Source organism: Thermotoga sp. RQ2, assembly GCF_000019625.1.
Lineage (GTDB): Bacteria > Thermotogota > Thermotogae > Thermotogales > Thermotogaceae > Thermotoga > Thermotoga maritima.
The window spans coordinates 641458-662845 of record NC_010483.1; the positions used below are offsets into that span (position 1 = coordinate 641458).

A 21388-nucleotide genomic window follows, 5' to 3' on the forward strand; every position below is an offset into this window, starting at 1 on the left:
TGAATGAAGTGATTAAGAGAAGAGTACAGGGAGGCAACAACATGAAAAAAGCTACTCTAAAAGACATTGCAGAATATTTTGGTGTCTCAATTTCCACTGTTTCAAGAGCTCTTTCTGGAAAACCCGGTGTCAGCAGTGAATTGAGGGAGAAAATACTGGAAAAAGCCAGAGAAATTGGGTATACCCCAAATTTAATGGCTCTGGGTTTAAAAAAGGGAAATACTAGAACTGTTGGTGTTCTCATACCTGAGTTAAGCGCTAATTTCTTCGCAGATATCGTCTCAAGTATAGAGAAATCATTGTTTCATCTCGGATACAGACTTATACTTTGTTCAACTGATGACGATCCTGTGAAGGAAAGGGAGCATTTACAACTTCTCCTCGATCAAAAAGTAGAGGGAATTCTTTCTGCGCCTGTGAATGTGAAGGAAAATAAGGATATATACAACAGTATAATCAATCACTTCAAAATTCCCGTGGTTTTCTTCGACAGGCTAGTAGAAGGTGTAGACTCTGACTTTGTAATTTCAGATAATAGAGAAGGAATGGAAATACTTGTTAATTACCTTGTAAAGCATGGCCATAAAAAAATCGGTCTCATACATCCTTTAAGAGGTTCTTTTACTGGAGAAGAAAGATTAAAGGGCTTTCTCCTCTTCAAGGACAGCATAGAGATCCGCGAAGAGTGGATAAGAGACGGAAGATCCTCTGAACAGGGTGGATATGAATCCTTTCTGAGGATAATGACAAGTCAGGAAAGACCGACAGCTATTGTCATTGGAAATAACCTGATGACTTTAGGAGTATTAAAAGCTGCTAAGGAGCTGAATATAAAAATACCAGAAGACATATCCCTTGTCAGTTTCGATGATGCATATTGGAACGAAATCTTCGATCCGCCGATAACTTGTGTAAGACAAGACCCCCAACAAATAGGGTTGATAGCAGCAACAATTCTTTTAGACAGAATGAAAAATAGAAAGAAACCATCTCCCCGTATGCAAGTTGTGTTAAAGGTAAAATTCGTGGAGCGATCTTCCGTCAGAACAATAAAAACACTAAAAGATTTCTCGTGACAAGAATGTTTTTCTTTAAAACTCTCGACGGGAATTAGCTTAATTAAGAAAAAATTCCCTTCATCAATGCCTTTTTGTGAGACGACAGGTATTCTTTCACCCCTTCAAGATCCAGACGATCGGTGACAAGTTTTTCGAAGGGAAACTCTCCAGATTCTATGATCTTCACCGCTTCTTTCATTGTGAAAGGATTGAGATAGGACCCGAGTATTTTCATCTCCTTTCGGTAGATCTCGAACGGTGAGATCTCAACCATCTTGTCTTTGGAGATGACGCTGAACTGAAGGAGCATTCCACCTTTTCCTGTGTGTTCAAAGCAAGTTTTGAACCCTTCCACCGTACCAGAACACTCGACAGTAAGATCGTACTCTCCTTTTGGTTCATCCACTTTCAATCCAAAAGTTTGCACAACGTATTCCGCACGTTTCTCGTCTTTCTCCGCAAGGACTATTTCTGCACCCGGAAAAATTTTCTTGAAGATCAGACCAAAAATCACACCTATACTACCTGCTCCGACTACGAGGATTCTGTCGTAGAATCCATGTTTCACCATCTTCACTCCTTCGAGAACACAGGAAAGCGGTTCTGCGAAAACGGCTCTCTCTGCGGGTACATTTCTCACAGGATAAACCTGTGAGTTCTCCACGAGCACGTATTCCGCAAATCCTCCTGGTTCTGTCACGCCCGTTGCCTGAAGGTTTTCACAGAACTGAGACATACCTTTTCTACAGTAGTCACACTTCCCACAGGATCTGTTGGGATCGATCACAACCATCTGCCCCTTTTCGAAAACACCCGATCTTTCAACGACGCCGACGATCTCATGCCCTGGAACAACTGGATAGTTGGCGTTGGTGCCTCCTGAGAATATCTTGTAGTCGGTTCCACAGATACCGCACGCGAGTACTTTCACGAGGGTCTGATCTTCACCGGGAACGGGTATCTCTTTCTCCACAACACTCGCAACACCGGGTTTTTCTATCAAAAGTACTTTCATATTCTAACCTCCTCACCAGACGGTGTAGCCTCCGTCTATCACAAGATCGTGCCCTGTCATGTAATCTGAGGCGGGACTTGCAAGGAAGATAGCAGCTCCTATCAGATCGTCCACCTCTCCCAGTCTTCCAAGAGGGATCATGTCGAGCCAGAGGGGAACAAGATCTTTCACGTTTGGAGATTCTATGAGAGGTGTTCTGATGTATCCGGGGCTTATGCTGTTCACCCTGATTCCGTACGGGGCCCACTCGGCGGCCAGAGATCTGGTGAGATGGATCACACCCGCTTTCGAAGCGTTGTAAGCTGTCTGCTTCTGAGGTTTGTTCACGATGTGTCCGGACATGGACGCGATGTTTATGATCTTTCCGTATTTTCTTTCCTTCATAGCGTGGAACTCCGCTTTTGCGGAAAGAAACACCCCAACCAGATTCACGTCTATGACCTTTTTCCACTTCTCAACCGGATAATTCTCCGCTTCACACCAGTCTCCTATTCCCGCGTTGTTGACTCCTATGTCGAGTTTCCCCCACCTATCCAGCGCCTTTTTGACCGCTCCAAAACAATCTTCTTCTTTCGTCACATCCCCAACATAGAAATCTGCTTCGCCACCTTTCTCTTTTATCTCTTCGACCGTTCTTCTGGCTGTTTCTTCGTTTATGTCCATGATCAAAACAGCTGCACCCGCCGCTGCCAGCGCCTGGGCGATGGCCTTCCCGATGCCCTGTCCTCCACCAGTCACCAGAGCTACCTTTCTTTTCAAAGAGAAAAGCTTTTCAAGAATATTCACAACGATCCCTCCCGGAAAAATAACAGTTCAACACAATATTAACACACTTCGCCTTGAAGTATAATGAAGATGAAATAGAAAATCGTTTTCCGGCGGAGGTGTATTCTTGTGAATGTTCTCTGCACCGGTGAAATCCTCATTGATTTCATCTCAGAGGACAAAGGAAAGAACCTTTCACAGAGTGAGCTCTTCAGAAAGAAAGCGGGAGGTTCTCCCCTGAACGTCGCCGTTGCCCTCAGAAGACTGGGAAGAGAAGTTTCCTTTCTCGGAAAACTTGGAGGAGACCAGTTCTCCGAGTTCCTACTTGAGGTGATGAAAAAAGAAGGCATAGACACAACACACATCATCTTCGATTCTTCTTGTAAGACTACCCTCGCTTTTGTGGCAAGAGACGCTCAGGGAAATCCGGATTTCGTCTTCTTCAGAGAAAAACCAGCCGATACGAATCTGAGACCGGAAGAAGTGAACATCAACCCCGCACAATTTTCTTTCCTTCACATCGGATCATATTCTCTTGCCGTTGAACCATCGAGAAGCGCCTATTTGAAAGTGATGGAAACGTTTTTGGAAGAAGGGAAGCCCGTCTCTTACGATCCGAACGTGAGACCCTCACTGATAGAAGACAGAAACACCTTCGTGAAGGACTTTCTCGAGATCTCTTCGAAGGTAGATATTGTGAAACTCAGCGACAAGGATCTGGAATACATCTTCCAGGAAGATTTAGAAACGGCCGTTGACAGAATTCCGATCAAGGAAAACGGCCTGCTTTTTGTGACCATGGGAGAAAGGGGATGTCTTGTGAAGTTCAAAGGAGAAAAACGTGTGGTTTCTTCTTTCAAAGTAAAACCTGTGGATGCTACGGGATGCGGAGACTCGTTCACAGCCGCAGTGATACACAAGTATCTGGAGAAAACACCTGAAACGATCGAAGACGCTGTCGAGATTGGAAAGTTCGCCAACGCCGTCGCCGCTATCGTTATCACAAGAGTGGGCGGTGTAGATGCGATGCCGGTTTTAGATGAAGTTGAAATGTTTCTATCAAATCAGGAACGTTGAGTTAACTTCTTATCAATCAAAGACTAACAGAGATTTTCAAAAATTCCTATCGAGCTCTTAAAGAAAATAAGGGAGAATAGCTTCTGGGAGGTGAAACGATGAAGATCTTTCTGGACACAGCAAACTTAGAAGAGATCAAAAAAGGTGTCGAATGGGGTATCGTGGATGGAGTAACGACGAACCCAACGCTGATTTCAAAGGAAGGAGCAGAGTTCAAACAGAGAGTAAAAGAGATCTGTGATCTGGTGAAAGGTCCCGTTTCTGCGGAAGTTGTGTCTCTCGACTACGAAGGTATGGTGAGAGAGGCGAGAGAGCTCGCTCAGATCAGCGAATACGTGGTGATCAAAATACCAATGACACCCGATGGCATCAAAGCGGTGAAGACTCTCTCCGCGGAGGGTATAAAGACAAACGTGACACTCGTGTTCAGCCCAGCCCAGGCTATTCTGGCCGCGAAAGCGGGAGCAACTTACGTGAGCCCCTTCGTTGGAAGGATGGACGATCTTTCAAACGACGGGATGAGGATGCTTGGGGAAATCGTCGAGATCTACAACAACTACGGTTTCGAAACCGAGATCATCGCCGCAAGCATCAGACATCCGATGCATGTTGTGGAGGCGGCACTCATGGGTGTGGATATCGTGACAATACCATTTGCCGTGCTGGAGAGACTCTTCAAACACCCAATGACGGATCTTGGAATAGAAAGGTTCATGGAAGACTGGAAAAAGTATTTGGAGAACCTGAAGAAATAAAGAGCCCGCCACCCGGCGGGCTTTTTCATGAGCTACATGTTGATGATATCTTCATTAGATTTTGTTTGAAGAACTTTCTTTTTTATCACAAGTATTTTAGAAGGATTTACACTCAACTCATCTACTCCTAATTTAATTAATTTAGGAACAAAATTCTCATCTGAAGCAACTTCACCACACACACCAACCTCGATACCATTTTTATGGGCATTCTCAATCGTCATTTTGATGAGTCGTAAAATAGCAGGGTGAGATGGATTGTACAAGTAGGAGACAGATTCATTTGTTCTATCGACTGCCAGAGTGTATTGAATTAGATCATTTGTACCAATACTGAAGAAGTCAACTTCTTTTGCAAGGATATCAGATATGAGAGCAGCCGCTGGAGTTTCTACCATTATTCCAACCTTTACATTCCTATCGAAAGATATTCCTTCCTTTCGCAATTCTTCTTTACACTCTTCCAATATGGTTTTTGCTTTTAAAACTTCCTCTTCACAACTTATCATTGGAAACATAATCTTTAGATTTCCATAAATAGAAGCTCTTAAAAGAGCTCTCAGCTGTGTTTTAAAAATATCTTTTCTGTTCAAACACAATCTTATGGATCGATATCCAAGAAAGGGATTTTCTTCTTTTCCTATCTCTGCATACAAATAAGGTATTATCTTATCTCCGCCAACGTCCAGGGTTCTTATTATAACAGGCTTACCCCTCATTCTTTCCAAAACAGTCCTATAGAACTTGAACTGCTCTTCTTCAGATGGTGGCTTTTCTCTATTCATGAATAGAATTTCTGTTCTCATAAGTCCTATTCCCTCTGCGTTATTCTTTAAAGCGATGTCAAGCTCCTCCAAATTTCCTATGTTTGCAAAAAGTTTTATTCTTCTCCCATCAGATGTTCTGGTTTCAAGGTGAAGAATATCTCTCAATTCCATTCTTTCCTTGTATTGATCTATTATTCGTTCTCTGTAATTTTCCAAAACACTTTTTTCGGGATTCACATGAACTAATCCTATGTTGCCATCAACAATTAGAAGATCTCCATTTTTAATCATTCGGGTGGCTTCCTTAACTCCCAAAATCAGCGGAATACCAAAAGATCTGGCAATAATAACAGCATGAGAGGTTTTCCCGCCTTTTTCCAGCACAATGGCTTTGATGCGTTCTTTTCTCATTTTTGCTGTTTGAGATGGTGTCAGGTCTTTTGCTACCAAAACACAATCCTCAGGTATATTCCAAAGATCAGGCTCCGATTTCCCTGATAATATTCTGATGAGTCTTATTCCAACATCTTTTACATCAACCGCTCGTTCCTTCATATATTCGTCATTCAAACCCAAAAGCATTTCCTCAAAAAAGCGAATAGATTCTTTAACAGCTACTGAAACGTTCTTTCCTTCATCTATCTTTCTCTCAACCATTTTTAGAAACTCGGGATCATCAAGTATCAATAAATGGGCTTCGAATATCATTGCATCCTTTTCACTCAATTCCTCCTGAGCCTTTTTTTTCAATTCCCTTATTTGTTTCTTTGCTTCATCTATTGCCTTAAAGAATCTTTCCAGTTCATAATGCTTCCCATTATATTCTTGGAAACCGCTATCGGTGTCGGCTTCTTCTTGCAGAACATATGCTTTTCCCAGTTCAATACCCTCAGATGCTGGAATTCCTTTCATTAACATAATGTCTCTTACCCCCATATCATTCTGCTAGGTTTTCCAGCAATTCTGTCAGTCTCTTTATTGCCTCTTCCTCGTCTTCACCGGAAGCTCTAAGAATGATCTCGTCACCCTGTTTTATTCCCATTGCCAAAACTTGGAGGATGCTCTTCGCATTCGCTTCCTTCCCTTCTTTTACTATGAAGATATCACTTTTAAGTTTTCCAGCTTCCGATACAAAGATACTGGCAGGTCTCGCATGTAGTCCCGTTGGATTTTTTAATGTAATCTTCGCTTCAACCATCAGATAATCTACCTCCTTACTCAGATCTTTTAGGTTTCAGTGTGGAGAGTATCAAAGCAGTTACCAAAGTACCTGCTGTTATTGAAATCAAGTACATGAACAGATTGCTAACAGCATTTGGTATTGGAAGAACGAATATTCCACCGTGTGGCACTGCAAGAGTACATCCAAACAGCATGCTTAAAACAGATGCAACTGCCGATCCCGCCATGATAGAAGGAATCACTCTAATAGGATCCGCCGCGGCGAATGGAATCGCTCCCTCTGTTATAAAGGAAAGTCCGAGGAAGAATGCCGCCTTTCCAGCTTCTCTTTCTTCTGTGGTAAATTTGTCCTTTGCAAGAATAGTCGCCAGTGCCACTCCAAGAGGAGGAGTCATACCTGCCGCCATCACTGCTGCCATCACAACCGAGGGCTGCCCAGAAGAAAGTGTTGACACTGCAAAAGTATAAGCAGCTTTGTTTACAGGTCCTCCCATATCAAAAGCCATCATCAAACCAAGGAGTATCCCAAGGAGAACCATACTGGTGTCATTCATACTATTAAGCCAGCTTGTCAAGGAACTGTTCAAAGCAGCGACTGGTTTTCCTACAACATAAAGCATTCCAAGCCCCACAATTAATGTGGAGAGAACAGGAATTATAAGAACTGGTTTCAATCCCTCGAGAGATTTGGGAAGTTTTATGGTCTTTTTTAGCCACGCCGTCAAATATCCTGCTCCAAAACCAGCTGCTATTCCACCAAGAAAACCAGCTCCTATTCTGCTAGCAAGCAGTCCTCCTATCATTCCCGGTGCAAGGCCTGGTCTATCCGCAATTGAAAACGCTATAAAACCAGCCAAGATCGGTACCATCAGTGAAAATGCAGCATTCCCTCCTATTTCCATAAGGGCAGCTGCGAAAGATCCTTCTTGTTCAAATGCTCTGATACCGAATGCGAAAGAAATTGCTATTAAAATCCCTCCTGCCACAACAAACGGAATCATGTGTGAAACACCGGTCATCAAATGTTTATAAACGCCCTTTGCTTTTTCCTTTCTCTCAGATTTAACCTTGTAAACTTCATCAACAAAATTTTTTCTTTCCATGTTCAGAGCTTTCTGAATGAGGCTTTCTGCATTTTTTATAGCGTCTTGCACACTTGCCTTCAAAATGGGCAATCCAGCGAATCTCTCTTCGTCTATTTTCGTATCACAGGCCAGAATAACCGCGTGTGCTTCCCTCAGATCTTCAGACGTTATTACATTTTCTGCGCCAACAGATCCCTGGGTTTCAACCTTGATTTCCACACCCATTTTCTTTGCAGCCATCTGAAGCGCTTCTGCTGCCATATAAGTATGTGCAATCCCAGTTGGACAGGATGTTACAGCCACAATCTTCTTTTTCATTTTCCCCTTCCTCCTTTCTACTCACTTTCTGTAAAGGCATCTATAACATCCTCAAAAGATTTTGCATTAAAAAGTTTGTTTCTAACATTCTCGTGCATTAATTTTCTAGAAATGAAACTCAATATTCTAAGATGTTCGTCACTTGAGTCTTCTGGAACTGCTATCAAAAAGAAAATATACGCGGGTTTTCCATCCATAGAATCGAAATCAACACCATTTTTCGATACACCAAAAGCGATACAAGGTTCTTTAACTGAACTATCCTTACCATGTGGAACCGCTATTCCCATACCGATTCCTGTTGAAAATTCTTCTTCTCTTTTTAAAACTGCTTTTTTAAACTTTTCTTTGTTGGTTATTTTTCCACTTTTGTGGAGAAGATCGATCAGCTCATCAATGACTTCTATCTTTGACTTTGACCTAAGATCAAAACTCATACATCCTGGAGAAAAGAGTTTTTCCAACTCCATTACATCACCAACCTTTCTAATTTTATTTTTTTAAGGAATCTTTCTATATCTTTCTTGATAGGAGGCTTTACTCCTTCTGTTGCTACCTTTGCTGTGGCACAGGCAACTGCCAATTTAAAAATTTCCTCATCGTTCATCCCTTTTGAAAGACCATAAGAAATGGCTGCGACCATGGAATCTCCTGCTCCAGCGGTACTTTTTACTTCAACGGGAATTCCTTTTGAATAAAGAGATATTTGTTCTGTAACAAAAACTGCCCCTTTATCACCCATTGAAACGAGTACCTTTTTTACACCTTTCTGAAAGAGTGATTTTGCAGATCTAGCTATGGCCAATGGATTTTCTTCGTTGAGAGTTAGAACACTCTGAAGTTCGTTGATATTTGGCTTTAGAATATCGGGGTTCCCCTCCAAACCATATTTAAGGGCTGTTCCATCTGCATCGAAAATAACAACTGTTCCCTTCCTTTTCAAAAGTCTGATAATCTCGACATAGAAATCCGCTTTTACTCCCGAGGGAAGGCTTCCGGACAAGACGAAAATGTCATTTGGATTTGCCAGGGTTCTCAGTTTATCTAACAGAACATTCTTGTCTTTTTCTGTTATTTCAAATCCATTCTGATTAAGATCTGTATATACCTCATCTTTTTCCTCAACTATCTTTATGTTCGTTCTTGTAAAACCTTCAACCAAGACGAAGTCGAAGTCTAATTTCATATCTTGAAGATATTTTGTGAACCAGGAACTATTCTCCTTGCCAAGAAAACCAAGTACTTTTGATTTTCCCCCCAGGATTTTTATCACTTTTGAAACATTGATCCCCTTTCCACCAGCATCCATCAAGAAATAGCGACTTCTATTAACTTTCCCTCTTTCCAATGTGTCAATGTAAATGGTGATATCAATTGCAGGGTTGGGTGTAACTGTATAAATCAATCCGTCATCACCTTCCCTGTGATAATATTTATTCCTAGCTTTTCATACTCACGTTTTTGATCTTCTGAAATACTATCAGTGATGATATAGTCTAAGTCTTCTACAGAACATATGAAAGAAAAAGTCACCTGGTCAAATTTTGAACTATCAACGACTAAAAATCTTTCTTTAGATATTTCTATCATGGTTCTTTTTATCATTGCTTCGATAAGACTAGGAGTTGTTACTCCATATTTTATAGATACACCGTTCGCACCAATAAAGGCTTTGTCAACTCTAAACTGTCTGAGAACCATCTGTGCAATATCCCCAACAAGTGCTTTGGTTTTCGTCCTTATGATCCCTCCTGTTACAATCACTTCAAAGTTATCGTTATTGGATAAATCATTCGCTATATTTACAGAATTTGTTATTATGGTCACATTTTTAGCTACTATGTTCTGAGCAATGTATTTTGTTGTTGTCCCTGCATCCAAAATTATGGTATCGCCATCTCTCACGAAAGAAGCGGCTATCTTTCCAATGCACTCTTTCTCCTTCTTAAATTTTTCTTCTTTTTCATCAAAAGAAAGTTCAAAAGATGTGAGGGAACTATCAATGGCTCCTCCATGTGTTCTCTTTAATATCCCCAGATTCTCAAGTTCTCTGAGATCTCTTCTGATGGTAGACTCAGATACCTCAAAAAGCTTTGCAAGTTCCGAAACTCTCACACTTTTTCCACTTTTTATGATCTGTGCTATTCGATTTCTTCTTTCTTCCGCGAACATACTCATTCCTCCTTTTTTGATCGATTGTGATCGCTTTATGATTGATTATGACATATTGTGATTGTTCATGATCATTTCTCATTCTAGATTATAAAGATGCCATGAGTCAAGATTTTTAATTAAATACAGATAACGATTAGATTACAGAAACAAACATGGTATCCAGGTGGAAAATATAAAAATTGAGGTGGGCAAAAGATTTTGAACTTTTTATCAAACAAAGTGCAAAGAAGACACCATCTTAAGGTGGGGATGAATTTGTGAAATATGCTATAATACGATTACAACTACGACCAAAAATCGCTGTCGTCGAGTAGGGTGGGAACCGTCCGAGTTCATACCCGTGGACCGTGTTCTGGCGGCGGAACCCGAAAGGGGTCTACGAGCCATCAGGGGTTGAAACGGGAAGTCACACCTTCTGTAAGGTGCGGTAATTCATGAAAAAATAAGGTGGGAACAAAAGGGATTTTGGAGAGTTTTTCCTTAGTGATGAGGAGAAAAAAGCCCGCCACCCGGCGGGCTTTTTTAAGCTACCCACATGTTGTCTATGTGAACGACCACCTTGTTTCCTTCGTATCCGAGGATCTTTCTCAAATCGGAAGATTTGTGACCCGCTATTTTCTCCAGATCCGAAGACGAGTAATTCACGATTCCTCGACCGACGAGTTCTCCTTCTTCGTTCACTATCTCCACCACATCTCCCACATCGAACGTTCCTTCCACACCTGTGACACCAACAGGCAGAAGGCTATTACCGCTTTTGAGTGCCTCTTCAGCTCCTTTGTTTACGTATATCTTTCCTGCAGGTTCTGAGAGAAAGGCAATCCAGGCTTTTTTTGCTTTCAAGCGTCCTTGTGGTTCAAAAACAGTACCGACAGGTTCTCCCTTCACAAACCTTGTGAGGTTTGAAACGTCGTTTCCGCTGCATATGGTCGCTTTCACACCGCATCTTGAAGCTATCAACGCAGATTCTATCTTGGATCTGATACCACCAGTTCCCCAGCTGCTCTTTCCCATATCTTTCAGTTTCACCGACTCGTCGAATCTTTCGACGAGTTTTCCGTTCTCATCGATGACTCCATCCACCGTTGTGAAAAGCACAAGGAAGTCCGCATCCCAGGCTATCGAGAACATGGCAGCGAGCGTGTCGTTGTCACCGAGTGTGATCTCCTCTGTTGCAACTGTGTCGTTTTCGTTCACGATGGGTACAACATCGAACTCCGAGAGTCCGATCAGTGTGTTTCTGAGGTTCAGGTACCTTTTTCTGTTGGAAAAAGTGTCCCTTGTGAGCAGGATCTGGGCGATTTTGATGCCATAGAAATCGAAGGCGTTTTCGTACACCTTCATGAGCTGGACCTGTCCCACAGCGCAGAGAGCCTGTTTTATGTGAAGGTCCTGTGTTCTCTTTCCTTTTCCAAGATAAGTAAAGCCCGCAGCGCGGGCCCCAGATGTGATGATGGAAATTTCGTGCCCTTGACTTTTCAAACGTGCAACCTCGCGACAGAGTTCTGCGATGTAAGACTTTCTCAAGCCAGAACTTCCCACAAGCAGGTTGCTTCCAACCTTTACAACGACTTTCATAATCATTCCCTCACATGATAATTTCCAAGAACGACGAATTTGTACGTGGTGAGCTCTCTGAGTCCCACAGGACCTCTTGCGTGGAATCTCTGAGTGCTGATTCCGATCTCGGCACCGAATCCGAACTGTCCACCGTCTGTGAACCTGGTCGAAGCGTTCACGTAAACGGCTGCGGCATCGATTTCTGAAACGAACTTTTTAGCGTTCGAATAGTTTTCAGTCAGAATCGATTCGGAATGTCCCGTGGAATATTTCTTTATGTGCTCAATCGCCTCGTCCACATTCTTGACCACTTTGATGGCGATGATGAGGTCCAGATACTCGGTGGGCCAGTCATCTTCAGTAGCCGGTACCACGTCCGGCACGATTTCTCTGGTCTTTTCACAGCCTCTCACTTCGACGCCGTGTTTTCTCAGCTCCTCCACGATCACAGGAAGAAACTCCTTCGCTATCTTCTCATGAACGAGCAGTTTCTCTGCAGCGTTACAGGTACCAGGCCTTTGTGTCTTCGCGTTTATTATGACCGGAACAGCCTTCTTCAGATCGGCGCTCTCATCGACGAAGATGTGACAGTTTCCAACACCTGTTTCCAGTACCGGAACAGTCGCGTTGTCACGCACAAAGCTGATGAGGCCGTATCCACCACGTGGAATGACGAGGGAGAGATACTCTCTGAGCCGTATCATCTCAAGAACGAGGGATCTGTCGGTGTTCTCTATGAATTCAACGGAGCTTTCTGGAATCTCTGTTTCTTTGAGCGCTTCCTTTATGGCTGAGACTATCGCCTTGTTCGAGTTAAGAGCGTCGGATCCGCCCCTGAGCAGTATGGTGTTACCGCTCTTCAGGGCCAAGATCGTGGTCTCCACAGTGACGTTCGGCCTGGATTCGTAAATGATCCCTATCGGACCGATGGGAACCCTCACCCTCGCGATTCTGAGTCCGTCTTCTCTCACCCAAGAATCGATTACTTCTCCCACGGGATCTTTCAGTCCAATCACCGTCTCGCAAGCTTTTATCATCTCATCGATTCTTTTATCGTTCAGGGCGAGTCTATCGACAAGGGATTCTTTCACACCCCGCTCGCGGGCCTTTTCCACGTCGATTCTGTTCGCCTCGAGGATTTCTTTTCTCCTCTCATCGAGTTTCTCGGCTATCTTCTTTATCGCTTTGTTCTTTTCCCTCGTCGTCGCGTTTCTCAGAACATCCCAAGCCTCTCGTACCTTCTTCGCCTTCTCGAGGAGTTCATCCACAACTCTCACCCCCTAAACCTTCGGGAAGGAACCGTGTTTTTTCAGATAGTTCACTATACCGTCTTCTTTCAGTATCTCGAGGAGAAACTTCGGAATCGGAGTGAATCTGTATTCTTTTCCTGTTGTGAGGTTCTTCAAAACACCGTTTTCGAGATCTATCTCAAGTTCGTCTCCCTGGTTGATCTCGTCGACTTCTTTGAGCTCTATGACTGGAAGGCCCACATTGATGGCGTTTCGGTAGAAGATCCTTGCGAAAGACTTCGCCACGATACAGGAAACACCAGCGATCTTTATGATACGCGCAGCGTGCTCTCTGGAAGAACCAAGTCCGAAGTTCTTGCCAGCCACGATGATGTCACCTTTCTGCACCTTCTTCGCGAAATCCTCCATGGCATCTTCCAAGACGTGTTTTGCGAGCTCCTCAAGATTGTTCCTCAGATGAAAGTACCTTCCAGGCGCTATATGATCAGTCGATATATTGTCACCGAACTTCCAGACTCTTCCCCTTATCATGATTCACCCTCCTTCAAATGAACCTTCTCGGATCTGTGATGTATCCGGTTACCGCGGTGGCTGCCGCCGTTGCAGGAGAAGCAAGGTATATCTCCGCATTGGGATTCCCCATCCTTCCCTTGAAGTTTCTGTTCTGCGTGGAAAGTACCCTCTCTCCGTCTCCAAGAACACCCATGTGAATTCCAACACACGGGCCGCAACCTGGTGGTATAACTGCCGCTCCGAGTTCAACGAATTTCTTGATTATTCCCTTTTCAAGGGCGTCCATGTAGACCTTCCTTGAAGCAGGGCCAACGATCAGCCTCACATCCGGATGCTTTCCGTGTTTCTCAAGAATCTTCAAAGCGATCTCAAGATCCTGGAGTCTTCCGTTCGTACAGGTTCCTATGAACACTTGATCTATCTTTATCTTTTCCTTTTCAACCTCGCTTACCTTTCTCACGTTGTCCACATAGTGAGGCAAAGAGACGAGTGGTTCGAGTGTGGTGGCATCTATCTCTATCTCTGTCTCGTAAACCGCGTCTGGATCTGCTTTCAACTCTCTGAAGTCCTCCTCTCTTCCCATCTTTTTCAGGAACTCTCTGGTCTTCTCATCAGAAGGCATGAGACCTGCTTTCGCTCCCACTTCCACCGCCATGTTGGAAATGGTGAGTCTGTCCTCCACATTCATATTTTCGATACAGCTTCCGTGGAACTCCAACGCTTTGTAAGTTGCGCCGTCGCTTCCCAGAATTCTCGCGATCTCGAGAATAATGTCTTTCGCGTAAACTCCATCCTGTAACTTCCCGTTCACCACAACTTTGATCGACTCAGGTACTTTGAACCAGTTCTGTCCAAGCCCGAAGATGATCGCAACATCTGTGGACCCCATTCCCGTTCCGAAAGCACCGAGCCCACCGGCAGTGCAGGTGTGCGAATCCGCACCTGCTACCAGATCGCCGGGTTTCACGTATTTTTCCGCGAGGATCTGGTGGGATATCCCGTCTCCCGCATCGAAAACCTTGACTCCCATCTCTTTTCCAAATTCTCTCATCATCTTCTGCGAGTTCGAAAGCTCTTTCCTCGGGCTCGGAGAAGCATGATCGATGAAGAGGAAGGCCTTCGGGACCTTCACTTCTTTGAAACCGAGTTCTCTGAATTCGTTTATCATCAGAGGGCCTGTTCCATCCTGGGCCATGGCTATATCCACTCTCGCGAGTACGATTTCACCTGCTTTCACGTCTCTTCCAACATGTTCAGAAAAGATCTTTTCTGCGAGTGTCTTACCCATTCTCATCCCTCCGCTCGATAGGAATGTATTCGACATCCATAGGACCCACGTACTCACTAGTTGGTCTGATCAGCTTGTTGTCGCTCACGTATTCGATCACATGAGCGGTCCATCCGACAACGCGAGCAGTTGCAAACAGGGCAGTGAACATGTTCCTTGGAAAACCGAGCTCTTCGAAGAGAACGCTCGAATACAGATCCACATTCGGGTATATGTTTTTGATCTTGTTAGAAACGATGTATTCTTCCAGCTTGCTGGCGATTCTGAACAGTTTGCTATCTGGAAAGTGTTCCTGAAGAACTCTCTTCAAAAACACCGCTCTCGGATCGTAAGTTTTGTAAACTCGATGCCCGAATCCCATGATCTTTCTTTTCTCTTTCAGACACTTTTGAACGAACTCTTCCACCCTGTCTTCACTTCCGATCTCTTCTAGCATGGGCGGAACCTTTTCACTCGCACCACCGTGGAGAGGACCCTTGAGCGCACCGAGAGCCCCTACAATACAGGAATAAAGATCGGAGAGTGTGGAAGCTATCACAAGCGCGGCAAAGGTGGAAGCGTTTATATCTTGCTCCATGAGAAGAATGAACGCAGATTCCAGAAGACGGATCTTTTCGTTTCTCTCTCCGAACATCATGTAGTAGAAGTTCTCAACGTGTGATAAGTCTTTTCTTGGCTTTATCAGTTCTTTTCCTTTAGAGTATCTGTAGTAATACGCCAGTATTGTGGGAAAGACGCTGGCAACCCTGATGGCTTTTTCTCTGAGATCCTCATCGTTCCCATCCATGGAACCGTGAATGGAAAGGAATATCTTCAAAACATCAATGTAATGAAGGTCTTTCGGAAGATGGTAAAGAATTTCAAGGGCTTCATCAGGAAGCTCTCTGTAATCTGCCATTTTCCTTTTGAATTCTTCAAGCTCACTCTTTGTGGGAAGCTTTCCGTACCAGAGAAAGTAGGCCGTTTCTTCGAAAGTCGATTTTTCCGCGAGTTCCTCAACCGGTATTCCTCGGTAGTAGAGTCTTCCGTTGATGCCGTCCAGATAGCATATCGAACTTTCACATATTTTGACGCCTTCCAGTCCCTTTTGTATCAAAATAACACCTCCGTGTTGTATAACTATACACTGGAACGATTAAAAATGAAGGAGGGCTTTGGGAAATTTTACCATACAAACTTGAAGGTAAAGTTAAACAGTACTGCATGGCACAGGCTGGCATTTTAATGCTTTTCGTTTTGAAAAAGATTTAACACTTTCGCAGAAAAATTGGTAGAATATGTTTTGAAGACATTAAGCAAGGGGAGGGGTTGAAGTGGCTGAAAGATTGGGAATACTCGTTGGCGGAGGGCCGGCACCTGGAATCAACAGTGTGATAAGTTCTGTTACCATCGAAGCTATAAACAACGGACTCGAAGTGATCGGAATATACGATGGATTCAAACACCTCGTAGAGGGAAAAACGAATATGGTGAAAAAACTTTCCATCGAAGATGTCTCTAGAATCCACATCGAAGGTGGATCCATTCTCAGAACCTCGAGGGTGAATCCTGCCAAATCCGAAGAAACCCTCGAGAAGACCGTTCAGACTCTCAAAAAGCTCGGGATAAAGTATCTTGTTACTATCGGAGGGGACGACACCGCGTTTTCTGCGAGCAAAGTGTGTGAAAGATCGCAGGGCGAAATAAAGGTGGTCCACGTTCCAAAGACTATAGACAACGACCTCCCTCTTCCGGAGAACATGCCCACGTTCGGTTTTGAAACAGCCCGCCACGTGGCCACAGAGCTCGTTTACAATCTCATGCAGGACTCAAGAACAACGAACAGATGGTACTTTGTGGCCATGATGGGAAGGGAAGCCGGGCACCTCGCACTCGGCGTTGGAAAAGCAGCGAGTGCAACGATCACGATCATTCCTGAAGAGTTCAAAGAGGGAGTGACACTCGAAGAAGTGTGCGACGTTCTCGATGGGGCGATTCTCAAGAGAAAACTCATGGGAAGAGACGATGGAGTAGCAATAATAGGTGAAGGTATCGCAGAAAAGATGGATCCTGAGGAACTTGCCAACACTCCCGGTGTGATAGTCGAAAAAGACCCGCACGGACACCTGAGACTTGCAGAGATCCCGCTCGCCACCATTCTGAAACGGGCGATCGAGAGGAGATACGCTGAAAGAGGTGAAAGAATCCATATCGTCGATGTCACAATAGGATACGAACTCAGAAGCGCACGTCCCATACCCTTCGACATAGTATACACCAGAACACTCGGTTACGGTGCTGTGAGATTTCTCCTTGGAGATTATTCCGATCTCCCTGGCGGGATGGTGTGCGTGGTTGGTGGCAGAATCAAGATTCTTCCCTTCGACGCTTTCATGGATCCAAAGACCGGAAGGACAAAGGTGAGAGTGGTGGATGTTCGATCGGAAGATTACAGAGTAGCAAGAAAATACATGATAAGGCTGGAAAAGAAAGATCTCGAAGATCCCGAAACTCTCGAAAAACTAGCAAAGCTCGCAAAGATGGAACCTGAAGAATTCAAAAAGAAATACTGGCACACGACAGAGCTTCCATAAAACTTTTATGAGCCCCATCTTGGGGCTCATTATCTTTCTACAACGAGACCGTATTGGCTTGTGAAGAGCTCGTAATAAAAGCCTCGCTTTTGAATCAACTCATCGTGTTTTCCCATCTCCACAATTTCTCCGTCTCTTAAAACGATGATCAGATCTGCGTTTTTTATCGTGTTCAATCTGTGAGCTATGATGATGCTGGTCTTCCCCTCCATGAGTTTCCACATGGCTGCCTGTATGCTTTTCTCCGTCTTTGTGTCAACGTTGCTGGTGGCTTCGTCCAGTATCAGGATCTTTGGATTCGCAAGGAAAGCTCTTGTTATGGCAAGAAGCTGTCTTTGACCCTGACTCAGATCTTCACCGTTGTCGGTGAGGACCGTTTCGTAACCCTCAGGCAGGTGTTTTATGAAGTGGTCGGAATGTGTCAGTTTCGCTGCTTCTTTTATTTCTTCGTCGGTAGCGTCAGGATTTCCGTATTTGAGGTTTTCTTTCACGGTGGTGGAAAACAAAATAGTATCCTGAAGGACGATACCTACGCTGGATCTCAGAGAACTCCTCTTTATTTTTCTTATATCTATACCATCCACGAGGATCTGCCCTCTGTCCACGTCGTAGAATCTCATCAACAGATTCACGATCGTCGTCTTTCCGGACCCTGTGGGACCCACCAGTGCAACCTTCTGACCCGGTTTTATGTGAAAGGTTATGTCTTTAAGAACAGGCTTTTTCTTGTCGTAGGAGAACCACACGTTCCTGAACTCGATTTCTCCTCTGACTTCTCTCAGTTCCACAGCATCAGGATCGTCTTTTTCTTCCTCCAGATCGAGAATCTCGAAGATTCTTTCAGCGCTTGCAAGTGCCATCTGGATCATGTTGAACTGGTTAGAAAGCTCGTTCAACGGTCTTGTGAACTGCCTTGAGTAACCTATGAAGGTGGCTATGGTACCCACTGTGATTATGTCTTTCAAGGCGAGCCATCCTCCAAAACCGCTGATCAGGGCAAATCCAAGGTTGTTGACCATGTTCATAAGAGGAGGGAGAACACCTGAAAAGATCTGAGCCTTCGTTCCCACCTTTCTGAGACTCTCGTTCACCCGGTCGAACTTCTCCATCTCTTTTTCCTCACGGGTGAAGAGTTTTATCACAGTGAGGCCGGAGATGTCTTCTTCTATGATCCCATTGAGCTGGCCGAGGACTCTTTGATTTTCGTAGAAGTATTTTCTGGTTCGGCTGGAGACGATCTGCGTGATGAGAACGGTCAAGGGAACTATTGAGAGTGTGACGAGTGAAAGGATCACATTCACTCTGAACATCATGATCACAGCGCCTGCGAGTGTCACAATTCCCGAGAAGAACTGAATGATACTGTTTCCAAGAACGTTGTTTATATTGTCCACATCGTTTATGACTCTGCTTATGATGTCTCCGTGAGGTGTTCTGTCGAAGAAGCCGACCGGAACTCTTTGAAGCTTCTCGAAAAGCTCCTTTCTCAAACGAAAAACAACATCTTGGGAAAGCGTTAACATGATTTTTCCCTGAAGCCAGAAGAGAAGAGACGTAAGCGCATAAATCGTTCCGAGAATCAGCATGTATCTGGGAAGAAGATCGAATTTTCTTGGAACGAAGACAACATCGATCGTTTTTCCTATGAGATACGGTGAGAGAACACCAAGTATGGAAGAAACGGTGACGAAAACAAAGACCATGATCAAAGTGAAAGTGTGAGGTCTCAGATAACCGAGGAGTCTTCTCAACGTGGCCGTGGGATTTTTCAGTGCGGGTTTTTCTAAAATTGGTCCGTGTGGCCTTCTTCTGATCTCAGGCATCGTTCATCACCCCGTTTCCAAACTGGGATTCATATATCTCTCGATAGGGTTTGCAGTGTTCGAGCAACTCTTTGTGGGTGCCAAATCCCGCTACTTTCCCTTCATGAAGGACCAGGATCTTATCGGCGAGAAGAGCCGTTGGGATCTTCTGAGTGATGATGAAGGTCGTACATCCCTTCGTGTATCGCTTCAACCCATCCAGTATTCTTTTCTCAGTTATGGGATCCACTGAACTCGTGCAGTCGTCGAGTATCAGTACCTTTGGTTTTTTTACAAGAGCACGGGCTATGGAAAGTCTCTGTTTCTGACCTCCCGAGAAGTTTCTCCCCCCTCTTTCGACGCGAGAATCGTATCCTTCGGGCAGACTGATTATGAAATCGTGTATCTGAGCGATCTTCGCCGCCTCCACGATTTCATCATCTGTGGCGTCTTCTCTTCCCCATTTCAGGTTCTCTTTGATGGTTCCCGAAAACAGCACGGTTTCCTGAGGAACAACAGATATGTGACTTCTCAGATCTTTCAGCTTCACCGTCCGAACATCCAATTCATCGACTTCCACACGTCCACGCTCTGGATCGATGAGCCTTGGAATGAGGCTCATGAGGGTGGTCTTTCCGGACCCTGTTTCACCCAGAACGGCAACGAGTGATCCTGGTTCAACGGAGAAGTTCACTCCACTGAGAACAGGATCGGTGTTTTCGAAGTATCTGAATTCGACATTTTCGAAGGAAACGCTCCCCTCCACATTTGGAAGTGCTAAGGCGTTGTCCGCTTCTTCAATTGCAGGTTTTTCGTTCAGCACCTCCAGAACTCTCTTTGCAGAAGCACTGGCTCTTACAATGAAATTGAGAATGTTTCCGATCATCATGAGAGAGAACATGATCTGCATGAGGTAATTCGTGTATGCCATGATGCTTCCTATCTCCATCTGGTTGTTTCTAACGAGAACCCCTCCAAACCACAGGACGGCGATCATCCCCATATTCACGATGAATATGAAAAGGGGCAGTGCGAAAACAATGAGTGAAAAGGCACTGATGATGGATCTTCTCAGAGACTCGTTTGCTTTCCGAAAGTTCTCATTCTCGTATTCTTCTCTTCGAAAGGCCCTCACTACCCTGACACCCATGAGGTTTTCTCTCACGACTCTGTTGACCTCGTCGGTGCTCTCTTGAATCTTTCGAAAAAGAGGATTCCCTTTCTTAGTGAGCCACACAAAGAGAAGAATGATGGGAGGTATCAAAAAGATCAAAACGGAAGAAAGCTTCACGTTGATAGACACTGCCATGACTATTCCACCCACAAAGAGAAGAGGCGCTCTGACAACGATCCTGAGAAGCATCATCACCAAGTTTTGAAGCTGCGTGACGTCGTTGGTGAGACGCGTTATCAAAGATGAAGTGTGGAATCTGTTCACGTTGGAAATAGAAAAGCTCAGAACTTTTCTGAAGAGATCTCGCCTCAAGTCGGCTCCAAAGTTCTGACTGGCGTAACTCGCGAAGACCGTGCAGCCTATTCCTCCCACCGCACCTATCAGTGCCACTATCAACATGAGGATCCCTGTTTTCAAAACCAGAGAAAAGTCTCCACGCGCGATTCCTTCGTCGACGATACGTGCCAAAAGAGTGGGTTGTGAAAGATCACATATCACTTCTACAACCATGAAAAGCGGTGCGAGAACGGCAAATATCCAGTACGGCTTTAAATATCTGGCGAGTGTTTTCATTTCGAGTTTTTCCCTCCGTAGATGATGTTGTATACGTTCCTTTCAAAGTCTTCCGTGGCGTGTTTTAATTTCTTCTTTTGTTCCGGTGTGAGATCTTTCGCGTTTTTGAAAATCACATCCACTACATTTCTCAAGGAAAGACCACAAATTTCAGAAAAGACTCTGAATCTCTCTGCGAAATCCAGTGCCTTCTTGATTTCCTCTTTGTGTTCTTCCAGGTACTTTCTCCCCTTATCAGTCAAACGGTAAACCTTTCTTTTCCCCTCGTTGTATGTTTCGATGTACTTTTGCTTCCTGAGAGAAGAGAGTATCGGGTAGAGCGCACCAGGACTCGGAGGCTCTGCCCCTATTATCTGGGAGATCTTCTTCATTATGTAGTACCCATGAGAGGGTTGTTGAGAAATTATGTGAAGAACCAGAAATTTCAGATGCCCTTTCGTATCTCTCATACTGTCACC

General features: G+C 44.3%; 20 protein-coding genes. 4 read left to right on the forward strand and 16 right to left on the reverse strand.

From position 1 onward, the window contains the following. Positions 1 to 41 precede the first annotated feature (41 nt). Positions 42 to 1076 carry a LacI family DNA-binding transcriptional regulator gene (locus TRQ2_RS03235; RefSeq protein ID WP_004083018.1) on the forward strand — a complete coding sequence of 345 codons (1035 nt, stop codon included), beginning with the start codon at positions 42 to 44 and terminating at the stop codon, positions 1074 to 1076. A 43-nt stretch (positions 1077 to 1119) separates the two neighbouring features. Here TRQ2_RS03235 and TRQ2_RS03240 read toward each other — a convergent pair whose 3' ends face one another. Together TRQ2_RS03240 and TRQ2_RS03245 are read right to left on the reverse strand one after the other, a co-directional pair. Beyond that, complete coding sequence (locus TRQ2_RS03240) at positions 1120 to 2073, reverse strand: mannitol dehydrogenase (protein WP_004083017.1); 954 nt, start codon at positions 2071 to 2073, stop codon at positions 1120 to 1122. A 12-nt stretch (positions 2074 to 2085) separates the two neighbouring features. Then, the gene (locus TRQ2_RS03245; protein WP_004083016.1) at positions 2086 to 2859 is read right to left on the reverse strand and encodes an SDR family NAD(P)-dependent oxidoreductase; all 774 of its coding nucleotides are present in this window, start codon (positions 2857 to 2859) and stop codon (positions 2086 to 2088) included. A 108-nt stretch (positions 2860 to 2967) separates the two neighbouring features. Here TRQ2_RS03245 and TRQ2_RS03250 point away from each other — a divergent pair, with 108 nt between their 5' ends. Together TRQ2_RS03250 and fsa are read left to right on the forward strand one after the other, a co-directional pair. Beyond that, positions 2968 to 3915 (forward strand): carbohydrate kinase, encoded by a 948-nt coding sequence (locus TRQ2_RS03250; RefSeq protein WP_012310647.1) that lies wholly within the window; start codon positions 2968 to 2970, stop codon positions 3913 to 3915. A 98-nt stretch (positions 3916 to 4013) separates the two neighbouring features. Continuing rightward, positions 4014 to 4670: a fructose-6-phosphate aldolase gene (gene fsa / locus TRQ2_RS03255; RefSeq protein WP_012310648.1), complete on the forward strand. Its 657-nt coding sequence runs from the start codon at positions 4014 to 4016 to the stop codon at positions 4668 to 4670. Positions 4671 to 4702: 32 nt separating this feature from the next. Here fsa and ptsP read toward each other — a convergent pair whose 3' ends face one another. From ptsP to TRQ2_RS03310, 11 genes are all read right to left on the reverse strand, one after another. After that, positions 4703 to 6355 carry a phosphoenolpyruvate--protein phosphotransferase gene (gene ptsP, locus TRQ2_RS03260; protein WP_008193710.1) on the reverse strand — a complete coding sequence of 551 codons (1653 nt, stop codon included), beginning with the start codon at positions 6353 to 6355 and terminating at the stop codon, positions 4703 to 4705. A 19-nt stretch (positions 6356 to 6374) separates the two neighbouring features. After that, the gene (locus tag TRQ2_RS03265) at positions 6375 to 6635 is read right to left on the reverse strand and encodes an HPr family phosphocarrier protein (protein ID WP_008193712.1); all 261 of its coding nucleotides are present in this window, start codon (positions 6633 to 6635) and stop codon (positions 6375 to 6377) included. Between the two features lie 16 nt (positions 6636 to 6651). Then, positions 6652 to 8022, reverse strand: coding sequence for a PTS fructose transporter subunit IIC (locus TRQ2_RS03270; RefSeq protein WP_008193714.1), 1371 nt, complete (start codon positions 8020 to 8022; stop codon positions 6652 to 6654). A 17-nt stretch (positions 8023 to 8039) separates the two neighbouring features. Continuing rightward, positions 8040 to 8492 (reverse strand): PTS sugar transporter subunit IIA, encoded by a 453-nt coding sequence (locus tag TRQ2_RS03275; protein WP_008193715.1) that lies wholly within the window; start codon positions 8490 to 8492, stop codon positions 8040 to 8042. After that, positions 8492 to 9427, reverse strand: coding sequence for a 1-phosphofructokinase (gene pfkB, locus TRQ2_RS03280; RefSeq protein ID WP_012310649.1), 936 nt, complete (start codon positions 9425 to 9427; stop codon positions 8492 to 8494). The genes TRQ2_RS03275 and pfkB overlap by 1 nt, the downstream gene beginning before the upstream one ends. After that, complete coding sequence (locus tag TRQ2_RS03285; protein WP_008193719.1) at positions 9424 to 10194, reverse strand: DeoR/GlpR family DNA-binding transcription regulator; 771 nt, start codon at positions 10192 to 10194, stop codon at positions 9424 to 9426. The genes pfkB and TRQ2_RS03285 overlap by 4 nt, the downstream gene beginning before the upstream one ends. A 525-nt stretch (positions 10195 to 10719) precedes the next feature. Then, on the reverse strand, positions 10720 to 11775 hold the full coding sequence (gene proB / locus TRQ2_RS03290; protein ID WP_012310650.1) for a glutamate 5-kinase: 1056 nt from the start codon (positions 11773 to 11775) through the stop codon (positions 10720 to 10722). Positions 11776 to 11777: 2 nt separating this feature from the next. Continuing rightward, positions 11778 to 13025, reverse strand: coding sequence for a glutamate-5-semialdehyde dehydrogenase (locus tag TRQ2_RS03295; protein ID WP_012310651.1), 1248 nt, complete (start codon positions 13023 to 13025; stop codon positions 11778 to 11780). A gap of 12 nt (positions 13026 to 13037) precedes the next feature. Next, complete coding sequence (locus tag TRQ2_RS03300; protein ID WP_004083008.1) at positions 13038 to 13538, reverse strand: 3-isopropylmalate dehydratase small subunit; 501 nt, start codon at positions 13536 to 13538, stop codon at positions 13038 to 13040. A gap of 13 nt (positions 13539 to 13551) precedes the next feature. After that, complete coding sequence (locus tag TRQ2_RS03305) at positions 13552 to 14808, reverse strand: 3-isopropylmalate dehydratase large subunit (protein ID WP_012310652.1); 1257 nt, start codon at positions 14806 to 14808, stop codon at positions 13552 to 13554. Beyond that, a complete protein-coding gene (locus TRQ2_RS03310) occupies positions 14801 to 15904 on the reverse strand; it encodes a citrate synthase/methylcitrate synthase (protein WP_011943233.1) in 1104 nt (367 codons plus the stop codon). The genes TRQ2_RS03305 and TRQ2_RS03310 overlap by 8 nt, the downstream gene beginning before the upstream one ends. A gap of 217 nt (positions 15905 to 16121) precedes the next feature. Between TRQ2_RS03310 and pfp the strand changes: the two genes are divergently transcribed. Continuing rightward, positions 16122 to 17381, forward strand: a complete 1260-nt coding sequence (pfp, locus tag TRQ2_RS03315) for a diphosphate--fructose-6-phosphate 1-phosphotransferase (RefSeq protein WP_012310653.1) — start codon at positions 16122 to 16124, stop codon at positions 17379 to 17381. 29 nt (positions 17382 to 17410) lie between these two features. Here pfp and TRQ2_RS03320 read toward each other — a convergent pair whose 3' ends face one another. From TRQ2_RS03320 to TRQ2_RS03330, 3 genes are read right to left on the reverse strand one after another with little or no spacing between them, the layout of a single operon-like run. Next, entirely contained in the window at positions 17411 to 19204 is a 1794-nt protein-coding gene (locus tag TRQ2_RS03320; protein WP_012310654.1) for an ABC transporter ATP-binding protein, read from the reverse strand. After that, complete coding sequence (locus TRQ2_RS03325) at positions 19197 to 20930, reverse strand: ABC transporter ATP-binding protein (RefSeq protein WP_012310655.1); 1734 nt, start codon at positions 20928 to 20930, stop codon at positions 19197 to 19199. Before TRQ2_RS03325 ends, TRQ2_RS03320 begins: the two co-directional genes overlap by 8 nt. Beyond that, on the reverse strand, positions 20927 to 21379 hold the full coding sequence (locus TRQ2_RS03330) for a PadR family transcriptional regulator (protein ID WP_004082997.1): 453 nt from the start codon (positions 21377 to 21379) through the stop codon (positions 20927 to 20929). Before TRQ2_RS03330 ends, TRQ2_RS03325 begins: the two co-directional genes overlap by 4 nt. Positions 21380 to 21388 lie beyond the last annotated feature (9 nt).